This window comes from Vibrio sp. K4, from assembly GCF_051122595.1.
Taxonomy (GTDB): domain Bacteria; phylum Pseudomonadota; class Gammaproteobacteria; order Enterobacterales; family Vibrionaceae; genus Vibrio; species Vibrio owensii.
This window is the reverse complement of sequence record NZ_CP178578.1, coordinates 1,705,810-1,722,863: the sequence shown is the minus strand read 5'-3', so window position 1 is coordinate 1,722,863 and position 17,054 is coordinate 1,705,810. Positions and strand designations below refer to the sequence as shown.

Here is a 17,054-nt window from a genome sequence, read left to right as displayed (position 1 = left end):
GCTCTTACGCTTTCATCTTGTAGCCAACGCCACGAAGCGTTTCGATTTCAAGACCAGGTAGTTTTTGGCGAAGCTGAAGTACGTGAGTATCAACGGTACGCGTTGTTGGGAAATGGTTGTAACCCCATACGTGGTCAAGCAGTTCGTCACGTGTAAACACACGGCCTAGGTTTGATGCTAGGAACAGCAACAAGTCAAACTCTGTACGAGTCAGTGTGATCATCTCACCTTTAAATACGACTTCGCGTGTCGCACGGTCGATCTCTAGGTCTTTTGTCATCACTTTATCAGCGTTACCTTGCTCTGCTGAATCTGGTGCACGTAGTTGTGCACGAATGCGAGCAAATAGCTCCGCTTCAGCAAAAGGTTTAGTTAAGTAGTCGTTTGCGCCAGAGTCTAGGCCCGCTACTTTATCTTTAACAGTAACCAATGCTGTTAGCAGGATTACTGGGATATCTTTAATTTTTTTCCATTCAGGAAGAGATTGTACGGAATCGCCGTCTGGTAGTTGGCGATCCAGAATGACTAAGTCAGCCTTTTTCCATTGTGGCTCAACGTCTGAAATACGCTCCACATGTAAACACTCATATCCTGCTTGTTCCAGGCTTACTAACAGGCCGTCAGCCAAGTTTTTATCGTCCTCAACGAGAAGCAGTGTCTGTTTCACAAGGTATCTCCAATATAAAGGTTGTAGGTGGTCCCATTAGGGACATTTTTCCGCCCATGCGGCCTACCATTGATTCAACTATTGTTAGTCCAAGTCCTAAGCCGCTCTTACTCACGAACGGTTTTCTTAGGTTTGCCCAATCTTTCGCAGTTAAACTGCCGGCATCGATGACTTGGATAATGATTTTATCTGCACTGGTTTCTACACATAGCTCAACCGGTGCTTCACCATACTTCAATGCGTTACGTAGCAAGTTATCGATACAGGTCCCGAGCCAATACACGTTAACTTTAGCAGCTACATCTCCATTTATTTTGAAAAGTACAGCGTTATCAAATTCTTCTTCAATCTTATATTCTAGCCATTCTGCAACGGATGGAACCCAGTCTGTTGCAAGCATTTGGTTATCAGATTGCAAATAATCCTTACTTGCCTCTGCTAATTGGCGTAATCGGCGCGTATCTTCACACAATCGACGAAATTCGTCATAAACACTTTCTGGCAGATGTTCAAATTCGCGACGGAAACCCTCAACTGTTAAAGACAGTGATGCGATCGGCGTTCTTAGTTCGTGCGTTAGAATTTGCAGTACCAACATTCGGCTGCGCATTTCTTCACGTTTACTGTTCCAACGATACACTGCCCAACCGATCACCAACAAAATATTGGCAATCACGAGGATGATCATACTGATCCGCAACACTTGCGAGTGATCTTCGACATCCCAACAAATGTTGCCGCGTTTTACGAAGCAGCTTCGGCTTTCTGATGCTAAACCGTAAGACAGGCCAGCGTTTGCTACGTTCTCCTGCCATACGTTTTTAGCGAATACAAAGTAATGGTCGCCACGGCGTAACCACAACTCTTTTCCTTCAATAAACATACTCGCGCCAGCGATGAGAGCGTTGATCGCGTCATCATCCATATTCTGTAGGCTTTCGAGTAGCTCGTCCCCTTCGTCGTTTTTTCGCTCTTTGATATGCATGTACTGAGCAAGCTTAGGACGTAACTCAGGGTACTTTTCTGCATAACGTGCTGCGTAGGTACCACCACCTGGGTGGATTAAACCGCTACGCGAAAACCAACGTGGTGTAAGTTGCGTCCCCTTACATATGGCACGTGTAAAGACTAAAGGTTCAGTAATTAAAGGACTTAATGGTAATTTTCCGCGACACGTGTTCGCTAAACGGTACAGTTGCTGAATGTCTTTCAGCGGATAATCTGCCGTTTGAGGCAACATCGAATCCGGCGACAGTAACTTGGTCGGATAGTTAGACTGCAGTATGCGTATATCATACGATTTAAGAGCCACTTCGTAATTAAATAGCTCTGTAAACGTATCTATTCGTTCTGGTAATGAATCTGCAAATGCGGGTGCCGAAAAAATTGGCAGCATTAAGGCAGAACGTAGCAAAAACTGTTTAATCAAACTGTTACCGTTACTAATTATATTAGCCAGAACTATACATCAATAAACAAGCAAATGACATTAGACGGCTTAAGGATTTGCAGTACTATAACATTGAAAGCGCACAAAAAAAGGCCAGCGAATGCTGGCCTTGATTAGTTTTAAAGCAAATTATATTAAAGTGCTTTGAAAATTGCCTCGACGCTTTCTTTCGCATCACCGAACAGCATTGAGGTGTTTTCTTTAAAGAACAGTGGGTTCTGTACACCTGCGTAACCCGTATTCATTGAACGCTTGAATACGACTACGTTTTGCGCGTTCCAAACTTCTAGTACAGGCATGCCTGCAATTGGGCTGTTTGGATCTTCAAGAGCTGCTGGGTTAACCGTGTCGTTTGCACCGATGACAAGAACCGTATCTGTTTCTGGGAAGTCATCGTTGATTTCGTCCATTTCTAGCACGATATCGTAAGGCACTTTTGCTTCCGCTAGCAGTACATTCATGTGGCCAGGTAGACGGCCCGCTACTGGGTGAATACCGAAGCGAACTTCAATACCTTGTGCGCGTAGCTTCTCAGTAATCTCATGCACTGGGTATTGCGCTTGAGCTACTGCCATGCCGTATCCCGGAGTGATGATCACTGATTTTGAGTTCTTCAGCATTTCTGCTACTTCTTCTGCTGAAGTTTCGCGATGCTCGCCCTGCTCTTCATCACTTGAAATCACAACTTCTTGACCGAAGCCGCCAGCGATAACGCTGATGAACGAGCGGTTCATTGCTTTACACATGATGTAAGAAAGGATCGCACCAGAAGAACCTACCAATGCACCTGTCACGATCAATAGGTCGTTTGCAAGCATGAAACCTGCTGCCGCTGCTGCCCAACCTGAGTATGAGTTCAGCATTGAAACTACAACTGGCATATCTGCACCACCGATAGACGCTACCAAGTGGTAACCGAATGCAAAAGCAATCAGCGTCATTACGATCAGTGCGAACATGCTGCCGTCCGCTTTTACGAAGTAAATCATAAGAAGCGTAGAAACGACGATCGCCGCAAGGTTCATTTTGTGTTTGTGAGGCAAGTTAAGTGGCGAAGAAGAGATCGTGCCACGTAGCTTACCGAAAGCAACAACTGAACCAGTGAAGGTTACCGCACCGATGAACACACCAAGGAAGACTTCCACTAGGTGAATTACGTGTTCAGCGTGCATACCAGCTAGGTCAGTTGAAACTGGTGCTGGTGGCTCTAGGTAACTGTTGTAACCTACCAATACCGCTGCCATACCTACAAAGCTGTGTAGGATCGCAACCAGTTCAGGCATTTGAGTCATTTCTACTTTCTTCGCGTAGTGGATACCGATGCTACCACCGATGACCATCGCGATGATGACCCAAACAAAACCTTCCGCATTCGGGCTAAAGATTGTCGCAATAAGCGCAATCGCCATACCCGCAATACCGTAGTAGTTACCGTTTCTTGCCGATTCTTGTTTAGAAAGTCCCGCGAGACTTAAGATGAAAAATAGCGCAGCAATGATGTATGCCGCTTGTACTAATCCTGCAGACATTGGTCACTCCTATTATTTATCTTTGCGGAACATTTCGAGCATACGTTTGGTTACGGTAAAGCCACCAAAGATGTTAATGCTCGCAATGAGTACAGCAATGAATGATAGGAAGGTAACGACACCATTACCCTGACCAATTTGCAGCAGTGCACCTACTACGATGATGCCTGAAATCGCGTTGGTTACAGACATAAGCGGTGTGTGCAGTGCATGCGTTACGTTCCAAACTACGTAGTAACCTACTACACACGCCAGTACGAATACGGTGAAATGAGATAGGAATGCAGCCGGAGCAACAGAGGCAACCCAAGCAAAGGCACCTAAACCGACTGCTAAAGCACCGAATTTCTTCAGTGGTGACGTAGGTTCTTCAACTTTAGGTTGAGGTTTAACTGGTTCTTGCGGTTTGGCTTGCGGCTGTGCTGAAACCTGAATTGGTGGCGCAGGCCATGTCACTTCGCCTTCTTTTACTACTGTTACGCCACGAAGCACAACGTCTTCGAAGTCGATATTGATGTTGCCATCTTTCTCTTTGCAAAGCAGTTTCAGAAGGTTTACAAGGTTGGTTGCGTAAAGCTGAGAAGATTGCGTTGGCAGACGACCTACCATGTCAGTGTAACCAACGATTTTCACGCCGTTAGCCGTGGTAATAACTTGATCTTTTACTGTGTATTCGCAGTTACCACCGTTTGCAGCAGCAAGGTCAACGATCACGCTGCCTGCTTTCATGGTATCAACCATTTCTTTGGTGATAAGCGTTGGCGCTGGTCTGCCAGGAATCAGTGCGGTTGTAATGATGATATCAACATCTTTCGCTTGCTCAGCGTATAGCTCAGCCGCTTTCTTGTTGAATTCATCCGACATTTCTTTTGCGTAGCCGTCACCTGAACCAGAGTCTTCTTTGAAGTCTACCGTTAGGAACTCTGCGCCCATCGATTCAACTTGTTCTTTTACTTCAGGACGAACGTCAAAAGAACGAACGATAGCACCAAGGCTACCTGCTGCACCGATAGCAGCAAGACCTGCTACACCTGCACCTGCAACTAATACTTTCGCAGGCGGTACTTTACCAGCAGCGGTGATTTGACCAGTGAAGAATCGACCGAATTCATGAGCGGCTTCAACCACTGCACGGTAACCGGCAATGTTCGCCATAGAAGAGAGTGCGTCTAATGCTTGAGCACGAGAAATACGAGGAACCGCATCCATTGCGAGAACGTTGATGTTCTTGCTAGAGAGTTGTTCCATTAACTCTGCATTTTGAGCAGGCCAGATGAAGCTAACCAATGTTGCGCCATCTTGCAGTAATGCGATTTCGTCGATGCCTTTTTCTTCATCTACGAGTGGCGCATTGACTTTAAGGATTAAGCCTGATGTCCATACTTCTTCACTAGATACAATTTTCGCCCCTGCTGCTTCATAAGCGGCATCATCGAAACTGGCTAGCACCCCCGCTTGTGATTCGATTGCGACATCGAACCCCAACTTAATTAACTGCTCAACCGACTTTGGTGATGCAGCTACTCGCGATTCACCCGCGAGTATTTCTCTAGGTACACCGATTTGCAAAACGCATACTCCTTGTATACATATCAATAAATTAGTCCCAAAACAGAGCGTCGCTCTACTCTAATTCTTTTTTATTTCTATCTGTTTACTACGCAAGATAAATACAAACGAATGATGGTGTTTGGGGTCACCCATTTGCACAGTCACTTCTTGACTAACAGTCCTGTTATTATTCTGTTTTTATCTAACGTCAATCGTGACTTCAAGTGTTTTGTAATAAAAATACTAAATTTCATTACATATAACGCCACGTAATGAATGATTCTCCACTTCGCGCTGAAAAATAACAACGATTTGCATCACTAAGCAGAGGTCTAACCAGAAGCCTGCTAACTGCTTGTTTTACAGATATTTAAGCCTAAAAAAGAAAGAGAGCCATCAGCATATACACTAATGGCTCTCTTTAAGATGATTCGAATCAAGTTGCAGTGATTTCTTAATCGAAGTTAAATCAAACGATATTCAGTCATGTTGCTTCTACTCGTCAACGATATGACAGGTATTCAAACTGCGTACCTTCACTCCCCTTAGGAAACAGTACTTTCCAGCCCAGGTCACTCTCAACGATTAAATTGCCTTTGTTCTCATCGACAACTTCATATAGATGCCCTTTATTGATTACTATCTGTTTAGAGATCTCATGTTCAACATCTACTAACGCGTTAATCATTTTAGGAGGAACGGATTCAATCTCGGCAACTTCTTGTAGAACATCCGGTAGCGCAAAGTTGGTGATATCTATTGTTTCTAATAACCTATACGCAATTACCATGCTCATAGCGGTCTCATCAGCTGTATCTGCACAATCTCCGTTTTTAATTAAATGTTCTCTTATCCTTAGTTTTAGATCGTTGTTGTCCATGCAAGATAAATCATTGATTTTAGCCTGAAGGTTGTCCCACTCTAGTTTGAACGCTGCTGCTTTTTCTGCTTTAGCCTGTTTCGCTAAAACGATGAGCTCATCATAGAGAGCATCAAGCGCTTGCTCCATTGACGCCCAGCCAGATACTGAAATTGCGCGTGCAAACATATTGTCGAGCTTTTGTATTTCGCTCCCTGAACCAAGGCCAATATTGTGCAGCGTCGAGTGTATGTTCAACACTTGACCTTTTACTTCTCGTAGCAAGAGTTTGCGTTGCTGAACTTCTATTTTTAACGGGCGAAGCGTATTAATTGCTCCTTGAAGAGTTTTAAGCTTAGTCATGGCTTAATCCTGTTACTATCGTTTGATGATGTTTTTTTGTTTATGTTTTGGCTTTGTCAGTCCAACCATCGATAGGTTCATTGAATTAGGTTTAGACTAGACTTTAGGGGTAGATAGTCCCTCAAAAAATTGGAGGAATATCATGTTTAAAAAAGCCCCACTGGTTAGTGAGGCAAAGTCGAGAGAGATAAAGTTAAACCAAAATAGCTCTATGCATAAATAAGTTCATTAAAACGGAACAACTAAGCCTACAGTGGTCAAACCGTTACTAAAGTCACCATCGACGGCATACTTAACATATGGTTGGAGGCTCTCAGAACCTGTATATGTTATTTGTGCAGTATGAGACTGCGCATCTTCTGCCCCATAAAAATCTTCAAGTTGCTGATAGTAATCATAATCATACGATAGAGATAAGCTGTTGAGCGCATATTCAACACCAATGTTGTAGGCCAACATTTGTGATTGTTTGTAAACAGTGTCTACAGCGGTTCGTTGGATACCGATATCAGGTACTGTATGCTCACCCGCTGGGAGTTGACCGCCATTGTAAAAGTCTTTGTGGCGATTTGGTGTGATTGGTGGTGGTACTGCTCCGTGACTGCCAATATCATCGCCGTGTACAAGAGCGTAATCGGCTTGATCGTTATTCAGACCATTCCTGTATTGAACGCTACCACTTAGAGTTAATCGATCGGTTAATTTATAATCTTGTGAAACTTCTAGGCGTGCTTCTTCAAATCCGTCGGCACTAACGTAAGCTGCATAAATACCAGTACCCGTATTAAATGTATAACCTGCGCCAATAGCTCCAAAATTACTTTCAGCGACCTCTACATCAACGTAAATTTGGTCAGTTAAATTGAGTGAGGAATAGATACCAGCATTATTATTATCGTCGATATAAGCCTCTACTGAGCCCTCTAACTTTTCTGCTAAAACTGGGGTTGAAATTACTGTTAGCAACGCAACAGAAGTAATGTTTTTTCTCATTTGATCATCTCCGGCAACACGTAAATGCCACCTTCCTTTTAGTGCACATTTTCTTTTGAACTACCGATTTGACTGGTCATATCGGGCAGTGGGATTACACACAAACAGAGATTTCACAAAGTCAGTAACAAGTAACTTTAATGTCATTACAAAGTAATAAACTTTGAAACAATTTGACTCAATAATAGGGCTAGTGTTAAGCATTATCGACACGAAAAATACATAAATAATATTTCTATTTCGATGTGCTTTTTCATTGAAATTAATAAGCAACTCTACTTTTTAAAAGTAATGAGTAAAATGAAAAATCAGCTCATAAATTAATTATATTTACGCTTCTCCTGTCTAGCGTAGCACTTAACGATAGATGTTTATTTGCAATATGTTGAGTATTTAATTGCGAATAAAAAAAGCCACTAACAAAAGTTAATGGCTTTATGACGATTGAAAATAAGGTCGAAGAACTAATCGAAGATCTTTTCACCCATTTGGTCGATAAACATCTGCGATTTTTTTAGCATCAGTTCGTTGGCGTCTTGCTCCGAACCTAGCAAATCTGAACGGATAAAACGGTGTGATTTCACTTCTCCGTCGAAATCTTTTTCGATACGCCCTGCGATGCGGTACTGGCCACCTTCTGAAAGGCTTTCTTGGTAAATTAAGTAGCCTTTGTATTCTACTGGTTCAACGGTTTTTACTTCGGCAGCTTTGTCACTGCCACCAAACAAGCGCGAAAAGAATCCCACGGTTCCTCCTTGGGTATGCCCACTCTCTTATAGGTCATTTCCTATACAGTGGTGAGCATCAATTACTTTATGTTGACGTTGAGGATCGGTTTCTCAAACCAATCCAGTTCTTTGTCTTCATCATAACTGGTATGCGACAAAATTACAGGCACATCATTGTTACGATTTTTGCGTCTGTCTTCCTGAATCATCACTGCTGCGTTCTCAACCGCCACATCGACACTTTGTTTGAATTGAGCCAGTTTACGCTCTGGAAGTGCAGACAAAAAATCGATGTCATGACGAATGTATACCGGCTTTAGTTGAATGAGCGCTAAACATGCAATATCCGCCAATTGTTCATTGTCGAACTGCTCTACGTACTGCTCTGAGGCAAGTACCTGCCCAACCAGTGTTTCCATGTAATTGTGTACGTCTGAACTGATCTGCATCGATTTTTCTCCTTTGTTCAACACTTTGAAAGTATAGCAGTCGGGACTAACGTGCAACTCGTTGATTGCTCTTAATTTAATCAACCTCTCTCTTTTTGTAAGCGTTCGCTGTAAAACACTTGGAAAATTCCCAAATACACGTATTCTTGTTAGTTTTGAAAGTTACAGAATTTATACTGTTTGCACACGGTATTAATTGAATGCTTAACGTAACTCACTAGATATATTCAACTATTTTCAGGTAATTTGCAGTAGATGGTTTCATCTTTAATGACCTCCCCAGGCTTTCGATTCCTATTCCCAATCTTGTTGTTGGGTGTAGTCAGTTTGGGTATGGATAGCATCATTCAGATGACGCAATCTAACTGGGGAATTGCTGCGAATTTGCCGTACATTTTGCTCGGCTGTGCGTTGTTGATGTGTTATTCGTTCAAGCAAGGTCGAGAGTCTATGGTTTGTATCGCCATGCTCTTTGCCTACTTTGTGATTCAACATCGCCTTCAAGTCCCTCTTCAAACCGGAACTGCGCTTTTAGAGCTCACTATATTAGCGAGCTTGTTACCCGTTTCATTTCTCGCGGTGTTCATCTTCAATAAAGAAGGTTTTGATTCAAGAGCGACGTTGACTTACGTGTTCATGCTGATCATGTTCGTATTTTGGTCCTACGTGACTTTGACGTATTACGTCGAAGGTGGGTTTGACGAATGGACTAACGGTATTTTGTTTATCGTGCCGACTCTCTCTAAGTTACCACTCGTCTTGGTGTTGTATTGCATTGGCATCGTATGTTTTCTGGGTATCTTGGTCTTAAAGAAAAACAAGATCATTCACGCCATGACCTACTCTGCTATGGTGCTAGCATCAGCAACGTTTATCTTTTTTGACGTTCAGTATATTTCGAGCACGATGTTTACGCTGACAGGCCTTTTGATCATCATCTACTCTACTTCGGCTAGTCATCAATTGGCTTTTACCGACAGCTTGACTCTGATTCCAAGCCGCCGTGCACTGGATCTTGAGCTTAAACACATGGGACGTAAATTTACTATTGCGATGCTAGACGTTGACCACTTTAAAAAGTTCAACGATACCTATGGTCATGACACAGGCGATGACGTGTTAAAGATGGTTGCATCACGCCTAATGAAGACACAAGGTGGAGCGAAAGTTTACCGCTTTGGTGGCGAGGAGTTCACCATTGTATTCAAAGGCAAATATACGGAAGACTGTGAAGCGCATTTAGAAGAAGTTCGTGAATTGATAGCGCAATATGAAATGATTCTTCGTGACCAAGACACGCGCCCTGACGACAACAAGCAAGGTCGTAAAAAACGCGGTAGTGCAGATTCGAAGAAGAAAACGGTGTCAGTTACGGCGAGCTTTGGTGTTGCAGACAGTCGCAGCGCACGTAACCCTGCTGATGTTATTAAGCTTGCGGATGAAGCTTTGTATAAAGCCAAAAAAGCGGGCAGAAACTGTGTGAAGTACTGCCACGCTTAACGCTTATCAAAACTACTCTTGATTAAAGAACAACACTAGACTGCCACCTTTTAGTGCGCTGCCATAGTTAATAGTCAGCCCCAGACCGACATTGTCAATCCAATCTGACTTAAATGGTGGCGTCATCAGCCAGCCTACACTCGCTTCATAATAATGCGACGTGTTCATCGGTTTGCTTGTGTCTCCACCTACATCAACTCGGTTAAAGCTGGTATAAACGGACTGTACGGTTCGGCCTACCTTGGTAAAGTCATAGAATAACTTTACACCGTTGACCCAATACCAGCCTTCTGGGTTGCCGACATCCCCGTTATTGCCTTCTCCCCATCCTTTGCCGTAGAAATAATGTGGAGACGACCAAACATACCATTTACCCCAATGCTCGTTTTCTAAATACTTCAGCTCGGCGTTCACTTCGCCAACAATAGCCCACGCATCCGTATTCAGGAATACGCCATCTAAAAAGGGCCTCAAGTCACTGATAGCATCACTTCGGTAGTCATACTCGTTGCGATAATACATAAGATGAGCGCCTGCGGCGGTGCTCAACGTGAGATGTTCTGTCAGTTTGTTTTGGCGTTCGAGTTCGGTGTAAGAACCTAGGATAAGCTCTTTGTTTCGATCAGGGGTTTTGTCTTCATTTATATGAACGTCTTGATCGATTCCCAATGCATACAAGCGCCCTTTTAAATTGTACTTTGTTGGGGATTGCTCGTCGTCAGTGAGAGAGAGATGATAAGGAAGTGTGGAAATAGCAACTTGTTTCCTTAAGTCAACGGAGTCTTGCGTTCCTATGTCTTCGTTGTCGATGTCGAGGTACTTATTAGGGTCAAAGTCGTGAAAGCCAAGGGTGAACACATCACTGTCTGATAGCACGATGCCGATGGCAAAGTTACGCTCAAACTCTTTTTGCAAGGTTTGTTGAACCGGACTAGCGTGAGTTGCCATTGAAATAAGTGACAATGTCACTAAAGCGTATTTCATCTTATCCTTTTGATTTAGCTTGCATTTACCACCGTGTACGTGTTTCTTCCAAGCGATTTGGACGTATATAGCGCCCTATCTGCTGTCGCGTACAATTCGGCGACATTATCCTTACCTGTTGGTTGAAATGCAAACACCCCTTGTGACACTGTCACTCTATTTGCAACGCTTGAATACGCATGAGGGTAATCAAGAAAGTACATCGCTTCTTGTACACGCTCAGCTTCTTTTTCTGCGGTCTGCGCATCTGTGCTATTAAGCAAGATGACAAACTCTTCCCCTCCATAACGCCCCACATATTCACCAGAACGACAGAAGGTTGCTTTTAACTGATTCGCGATGGCTTGTAGACAGCGATCCCCCTCTATGTGGCCGTAGTTATCGTTAAACGGCTTAAAGAAGTCGACATCAAGAAGAATTAACGCCATCGGCATGTGGTGACGACCGTGCCATGCAATCATGGTTTCGAGCTTCTGATCAATATAACGACGGTTGTAGAGTTTGGTTAGGCCATCTTCATTGGCTTGTTGTTGCAAACGTGAATTCATCTCTTCGAGCTGTGCGGTGGCTTGCTTTAACTCACGACGCATGTGCGCAATTCGCTGCATTGCCATTAACTTAGAGTTTAGAACAAGCTTATCAACAGGCTTAATCAAATAGTCATCACCGCCCGCTTCGATTGCTTTCGCGATCATTTCTGGCTCTTCGTGACTGCTTAAGAAGATGATTGGGATCCAGTCTGGAAAGGTTTCTCTGATATGAAGTGAGACTTCGAAGCCGTTCATGTCCGGCATCGCAATATCCAGCAGCACGAGTTCAGGGTCGAAACTCTCATAGGTATTGAGGGCTTCCATCCCGCTGCCAACGGCTTTAACAATGTGACCTTGTTGTTTTAATCGGATTGCCAACTGCATTCGATCTAGCTGAACGTCATCAACTAAGAGAATGCGCATCGATGTCCCTGTCGGTTGCATAGCGCGTTCCATTCTTTTTATCAGTCTTTATTAAACATATATCATACACGCGAGGTTGTTGCATTACGCGACAAATTTAGTGCTATATTTTTTTGTTGAACGGTCACGTAATCAAATAGTTCTTATGGTAGCTATTTGACGCATTTGGTATTAATATTCCCGCCTTTTGTAACTAGAGACACTTTAATCTGGTTACATTACGCACTACAAATTACGTGCGCTCTTATGTACTAACAGGACTCATGATGTCAGAAGCAACTAACAACGAAAGCAAAAAAATCGATCTAGAAGCTATTTCTCCAGAACTACGTAAAGTTATCGAATTCGATGAAGTTCCAGAGCAAATGTTCGAGATGGTTACCTCTATCCATGAAGTGTCTGAAGAAGCTGTTCGTGCATCTTGGGATGAAATGCCAGGAAGTGCACAAAACATTCTAGACAACTTCGAGCAGTTCCACGCTCTAGTTTCTGTTGGCCAAGCTTTTGCTGGTCTGAATGTAATGGAAGAATTCCCGACTCTTAACCTGCCAGAAAACATGACAGATGAAGATAAAGAAGACTACCGTGCTCAACTGCTAGACAATGTTCTACACAACTGTGTAAAAGACATGGTTAAGCAACTTAAGAAAGCACGTCGTGACCCTCTTCTTAAGCGTGAATTCAAAGAAGTTTTCGCGAAGTAATTCCGACACTTTCTTTAATAATAAAGGCCGCACCCTGCGGCCTTTTGTGTATCTACGGTTTAGAAAACTTAGTGGTGCGCCAAAGCAATATCGCGTTGCGTGACACTTACGCCTTTAATTTGAGCATAAACCTCATCACCGACTTTCAAATTCAAGTCATCCAATGCCCACGGTGTTATCGTCGCCCATAAGTGACAATCTTCATCAAGCTTTAACGATACAGTGATACTTTGCTTATCTTCACCAGTTGAGTGCTCTTCTATTGATGCCACCGTTGCTGGTAGTACGTTTCGAATCGATGTTGATATTGGCTTTTCTAACGCGATGGAAACGTCGTTTGCACGCACTTGCAGTCGGATTGGCGTATCTGGCTCCCCATCCACTTTTTGAACCCACAGGCAAGCGCTTGGGGCGAGTTTCACGCACGTTAACGCATATCTATCGTGATGTGTCGCGATCTTGCCTTCAAACAAACTACTGTGGTCTGAGAATGACTGCCAAGGGCGCATAGCATGAGAAGCCCATACCTCTTCTAATTTACCCGACGTCATGATTCTGCCTTTATCGAGAATCGACAGGTGCTGCGCTAAACGCAGGATCTCTTGCAGGCTATGGGTAACATAAACGATAGGAATATTGACCTGTTCAGACAACTCTTCCAAAAATGGCATGACTTCACGCTTACGTGGCATATCCAACGACGCTAACGGCTCATCCATCAATAATAGATTTGGCTTTGATAGCAAGGCTCGAGCTATAGCGACACGCTGCTTCTCACCGCCGGATAACGAGATTGGAAAGCGCTTTAACAGAGGCTTAATCGCGAGAAGCTCTGTCACTTTATCGAAGTAATCATCGTCTTTTTCGGCTACGCCGTAGAGCAAGTTACCTTTCACAGAGTAATGTGGGAACAAACGCGAGTCTTGAAATACATAACCGATTTTGCGTTTGTGCGTGGGTAAATTAATTCCGGTATCACTATCGAAAAGGACATGTTCACCAATCGAGACTTGACCTTGCTTTGGCGTCACCAACCCGCTGACAACGTTGATTAGTGTGGTCTTCCCTGCACCTGAACGGCCAAATAACGCGCTTATTCCGTTACCCGGTAACGATAAGTCGATGTCAAAATTAGTTTCACCAAGTGATTGTTTAAATTGAATTTTAATGCTCATCGCTTAGCTCCCAGACGTGAAGCTGCTTTGCGATTTAACCATTCTGAAATCATTAACGTCGACAGAGCCAAAACAATAGAAATGATGCATAAGCGCGCGGCTTCCATCTCTGCTCCAGGTGTTTCTATGAAGTTGTACATCGCTAAAGGAATGGTTTGTGTCTCTCCGGGAATGTTTGAGACAAAACTGATCGTTGCCCCAAACTCTCCTAAGCTGCGAGCAAAAGACAGCATGGTGCCAGTAATGATGCCGGGTATCGTTAAAGGTAGCGTAATAGTTAGGAAGACTTTTAAAGGTGACGCGCCTAAAGTCGACGCAGCGTGTTCGAGTTTAGGATCGACATTATCTAAGCTAAGACGAACGGAACGCACCATTAGAGGCAATGCAACAACGATACAAGCGATAACTGCACCCTTCCAGTTGAAGCTGAACACCAAACCAAAGTGTTCAAAAAGCCAGTTACCCAAAACGCCTTGGCGACCTAGTGAGATCAGCAGTAGGTAGCCGATCACTACTGGCGGTAAAACCAAGGGCAAATGAATAAGGCTGTCGAGAATGGATTTGCCGATAAACTCTTTTCGTGAAAGCAACCAAGCCAGAGCGACGCCCAATGGAATAAGCCAAACGACGGCATACGCGCCAACTTTTAGGCTTAACATTAAGGCTTGGTATTCAAGTTCTGTCACTCTGTGCCCTTTTTATTGAAAACCGTACTGCGCAAACACTTGTTTGGCATCGTCAGATTTCAAATATTCGAAGAATTGTTCTGATTGCGTCGAGTCTTTAACGATAGCCGCTGGATAGACGATATCAGCGTGGGTGTTATTGGCAAATTCACCGACCACTTTTACTTTATCTGTTAAAAGCGCATCCGTTTTGTAAACCACACCAAGTGGCGCTTCACCGCGTTCAACTAATGCTAAGGCGAGTCGAACATTTTTCGCTGGCGCTACTTGTCGCTCAAGCTGTTTCCAAACCCCAAGGTTAGTAAGAGATTCTCGCGCATACATGCCCGCAGGAACCGAGACTGGGTTACCTAGCGCAAGGCGATTGCCCTCTAAAGCTTGCCCCCATGCATTGGCGTCTGAAAAATTAAATGAAGTGACGGTTGAAGCTTTAGGTGCGATAAGAACAAGACTATTACGAACCAGCTCGGTGACATTGTCACTCTTTACCGCTTTTGATTTTACCAAGTAGTTCATCCACTTAGTGTTTGCAGAGATAAACACATCAGCTGGTGCGCCGTTTAGAATTTGGCGAGCGATGGATGAAGACCCGCCGTATACTGGTGTGACTTTCACGTCGTATTGTTGTTCAAATTTTTGTGCGATATCGTCAATCGCATTGGTCATTGACGAAGCCGCGTAGACTTTTAAATCGCTCGTTGCGTTTGCTGCTGATGAAACGCTCAGTATTGCCGCTAGGCAAGCATGAATCTTCCATGCTTTCATAAAAACACTCCGGTGCTAGACAGGCAGAAAAAGATATTGTGGAACAACGTGCCCACTTTTATTTATGCTTCAAACAGTTAAAAACTGGATTTATTTGAACAGAAAGTCAAGATTCATATGTTGTTCTATCGCATCCGCAATGCGATTAATGCCTTGTTCTTTTAACTCTTCAAAGTCTTGTTGTTTGATTTGAGTACCGTTTACCCACTCAGACACCAAGCTAAGCACATCTGCTTCATCGAAGAACCCGTGTAGGTAGGTTCCAATAATTTGACCACATTCACTCAGCGCTCCTTCTGCCTCCCCAGAATTTAACTTAAGAGGTTGTGCGCCCTGTACTTCACTTCTCCCGACATGGATTTCATAACCCTTCACTTTGGCTGTTTTGCCGTTTAGGAATAAATCTGCTTGTGAATGAGTAAGCTGTTTACTGTCGGTTAGAGTTGTCGTGATGTCTAACAAACCAAGACCTTCACTACGACCAGGCTGGCCTTCTACACCATTTGGATCATCAATTACGTTGCCAAGCATCTGGTAGCCACCACAGATGCCAATGACTTTACCACCCAGACGGATGTGGCGTTGAATGTCTTTATCCCAACCTTGGCTACGTAGATAATCCAAATCGTCTCGGACTGACTTAGTGCCCGGTAGGATCACGAGGTCGGCTTTATCGATCTTTTCGCCTTTACCGACGTAGCGAAGATTAATGTCTGGGTTTAGGCGCAACACATCAAAATCGGTATGATTACTAATGCGCGTTAATACTGGTACCACAACATTGAGTTTCACTTGTGAAGACAGCTCTTGTTGTGCCGTAATGGCATCTTCCGCTTCGAGGTTTAATCCGTGAAGATACGGCAATACACCGAGCACAGGTTTGCCCGTTTTCTCTTCTAGCCAATCAAGACCAGATTCAAGCAAGCTGATGTCGCCACGGAAGCGGTTAATAACGAAGCCTTTAACGCGAGCTTGTTCAGATTCGGATAGTAACGCCAGCGTTCCATACAGGTGGGCAAACACACCACCACGGTCGATATCCGCAATAATAATGACCGGAACGTCGGCTTCTTCCGCAAAGCCCATGTTTGCGATGTCATTTTCTCTTAAGTTGATTTCTGCAGGGCTACCAGCACCTTCAATCATCACGGATTCGAATTCATCTGTTAGCTTTGCGAATGAGTCCAGCACCGTTCCCATTGCCACTTTCTTGTAATCATGAAAGCCGACAGCGTCCATATTCGACAACGCTTTGCCTTGTAAGATGATCTGAGCACCGGTATCACTGTTAGGTTTAATCAGCACAGGATTCATGTGAACCGTAGGCTCAACGTTGCAAGCTTGTGCCTGAACCGCTTGAGCACGCCCAATCTCTCCGCCATCTTTGGTTACTGCACTGTTTAACGCCATATTCTGTGGCTTGAATGGGGCAACCTTTATCCCTTTGCGGGCTAATACCCGGCATAAACCTGCCACAAGGACGCTTTTTCCGGCATCTGAAGTTGTGCCTTGAACCATTAATGAAGGGATTGGTGATTTCATGAACGTTTAATAAGAGAAAAAAAGAAGGTGAACAATCATAACGTTATCTCAGCATAGGACTCAAGAAAATGAATCGAATATGAATGTTCGAATCAGTAATGGTTCAAATAAGGTTTGTTTTAATAGCACCATCAAAAACGAACACCTATATAGAGA

The 17,054-nt window shown here is 43.8% G+C and carries 16 protein-coding genes; 2 read left to right on the top strand and 14 right to left on the bottom strand.

What is annotated here, in order from left to right:
- Positions 1–4: 4 nt before the first annotated feature.
- The 8 genes from vxrB to ACLIIY_RS25140 all read right to left on the bottom strand — a co-directional run bounded on the left by vxrB (position 5) and on the right by ACLIIY_RS25140 (position 8,589).
- The gene (gene vxrB, locus ACLIIY_RS25175; protein ID WP_005435172.1) at positions 5–667 is read right to left on the bottom strand and encodes a response regulator transcription factor VxrB; all 663 of its coding nucleotides are present in this window, start codon (positions 665–667) and stop codon (positions 5–7) included.
- Entirely contained in the window at positions 642–2,063 is a 1,422-nt protein-coding gene (vxrA, locus tag ACLIIY_RS25170) for a sensor histidine kinase VxrA (protein WP_434529524.1), read from the bottom strand. The genes vxrB and vxrA overlap by 26 nt, the downstream gene beginning before the upstream one ends.
- A 188-nt stretch (positions 2,064–2,251) precedes the next feature.
- A complete protein-coding gene (gene pntB, locus ACLIIY_RS25165; protein WP_005435174.1) occupies positions 2,252–3,646 on the bottom strand; it encodes a Re/Si-specific NAD(P)(+) transhydrogenase subunit beta in 1,395 nt (464 codons plus the stop codon).
- 12 nt (positions 3,647–3,658) lie between these two features.
- Positions 3,659–5,215: a Re/Si-specific NAD(P)(+) transhydrogenase subunit alpha gene (locus ACLIIY_RS25160; protein WP_434528742.1), complete on the bottom strand. Its 1,557-nt coding sequence runs from the start codon at positions 5,213–5,215 to the stop codon at positions 3,659–3,661.
- Positions 5,216–5,699: 484 nt separating this feature from the next.
- On the bottom strand, positions 5,700–6,419 hold the full coding sequence (locus tag ACLIIY_RS25155; RefSeq protein WP_045478032.1) for a hypothetical protein: 720 nt from the start codon (positions 6,417–6,419) through the stop codon (positions 5,700–5,702).
- Between the two features lie 228 nt (positions 6,420–6,647).
- Complete coding sequence (locus ACLIIY_RS25150; RefSeq protein ID WP_041053011.1) at positions 6,648–7,412, bottom strand: hypothetical protein; 765 nt, start codon at positions 7,410–7,412, stop codon at positions 6,648–6,650.
- Positions 7,413–7,876: 464 nt separating this feature from the next.
- On the bottom strand, positions 7,877–8,158 hold the full coding sequence (locus ACLIIY_RS25145) for an HlyU family transcriptional regulator (protein WP_005427008.1): 282 nt from the start codon (positions 8,156–8,158) through the stop codon (positions 7,877–7,879).
- 62 nt (positions 8,159–8,220) lie between these two features.
- Entirely contained in the window at positions 8,221–8,589 is a 369-nt protein-coding gene (locus ACLIIY_RS25140; protein WP_038896671.1) for a late competence development ComFB family protein, read from the bottom strand.
- 255 nt (positions 8,590–8,844) lie between these two features.
- Between ACLIIY_RS25140 and ACLIIY_RS25135 the strand changes: the two genes are divergently transcribed.
- Positions 8,845–10,089: a GGDEF domain-containing protein gene (locus ACLIIY_RS25135; RefSeq protein WP_005435185.1), complete on the top strand. Its 1,245-nt coding sequence runs from the start codon at positions 8,845–8,847 to the stop codon at positions 10,087–10,089.
- A 12-nt stretch (positions 10,090–10,101) separates the two neighbouring features.
- Here ACLIIY_RS25135 and ACLIIY_RS25130 read toward each other — a convergent pair whose 3' ends face one another.
- Positions 10,102–11,073 (bottom strand): Solitary outer membrane autotransporter beta-barrel domain, encoded by a 972-nt coding sequence (locus ACLIIY_RS25130; RefSeq protein ID WP_052447874.1) that lies wholly within the window; start codon positions 11,071–11,073, stop codon positions 10,102–10,104.
- Positions 11,074–11,087: 14 nt separating this feature from the next.
- The gene (locus ACLIIY_RS25125; RefSeq protein WP_020196882.1) at positions 11,088–12,047 is read right to left on the bottom strand and encodes a diguanylate cyclase; all 960 of its coding nucleotides are present in this window, start codon (positions 12,045–12,047) and stop codon (positions 11,088–11,090) included.
- Positions 12,048–12,292: 245 nt separating this feature from the next.
- Here ACLIIY_RS25125 and ACLIIY_RS25120 point away from each other — a divergent pair, with 245 nt between their 5' ends.
- Entirely contained in the window at positions 12,293–12,730 is a 438-nt protein-coding gene (locus ACLIIY_RS25120; RefSeq protein ID WP_005435194.1) for a DUF3069 domain-containing protein, read from the top strand.
- Positions 12,731–12,798: 68 nt separating this feature from the next.
- Here the strand turns inward: ACLIIY_RS25120 and modC are convergent, their stop codons facing one another.
- The 4 genes from modC to ACLIIY_RS25100 form a co-directional block, all read right to left on the bottom strand.
- Complete coding sequence (modC, locus tag ACLIIY_RS25115; RefSeq protein WP_434528741.1) at positions 12,799–13,905, bottom strand: molybdenum ABC transporter ATP-binding protein ModC; 1,107 nt, start codon at positions 13,903–13,905, stop codon at positions 12,799–12,801.
- Entirely contained in the window at positions 13,902–14,591 is a 690-nt protein-coding gene (modB, locus tag ACLIIY_RS25110) for a molybdate ABC transporter permease subunit (protein ID WP_038896676.1), read from the bottom strand. Before modB ends, modC begins: the two co-directional genes overlap by 4 nt.
- Positions 14,592–14,603: 12 nt before the next feature.
- Positions 14,604–15,356 carry a molybdate ABC transporter substrate-binding protein gene (gene modA, locus ACLIIY_RS25105; protein ID WP_434528740.1) on the bottom strand — a complete coding sequence of 251 codons (753 nt, stop codon included), beginning with the start codon at positions 15,354–15,356 and terminating at the stop codon, positions 14,604–14,606.
- 90 nt (positions 15,357–15,446) lie between these two features.
- Positions 15,447–16,898: a cobyric acid synthase gene (locus tag ACLIIY_RS25100; RefSeq protein ID WP_434528739.1), complete on the bottom strand. Its 1,452-nt coding sequence runs from the start codon at positions 16,896–16,898 to the stop codon at positions 15,447–15,449.
- Between the last annotated feature and the right edge of the window lie 156 nt (positions 16,899–17,054).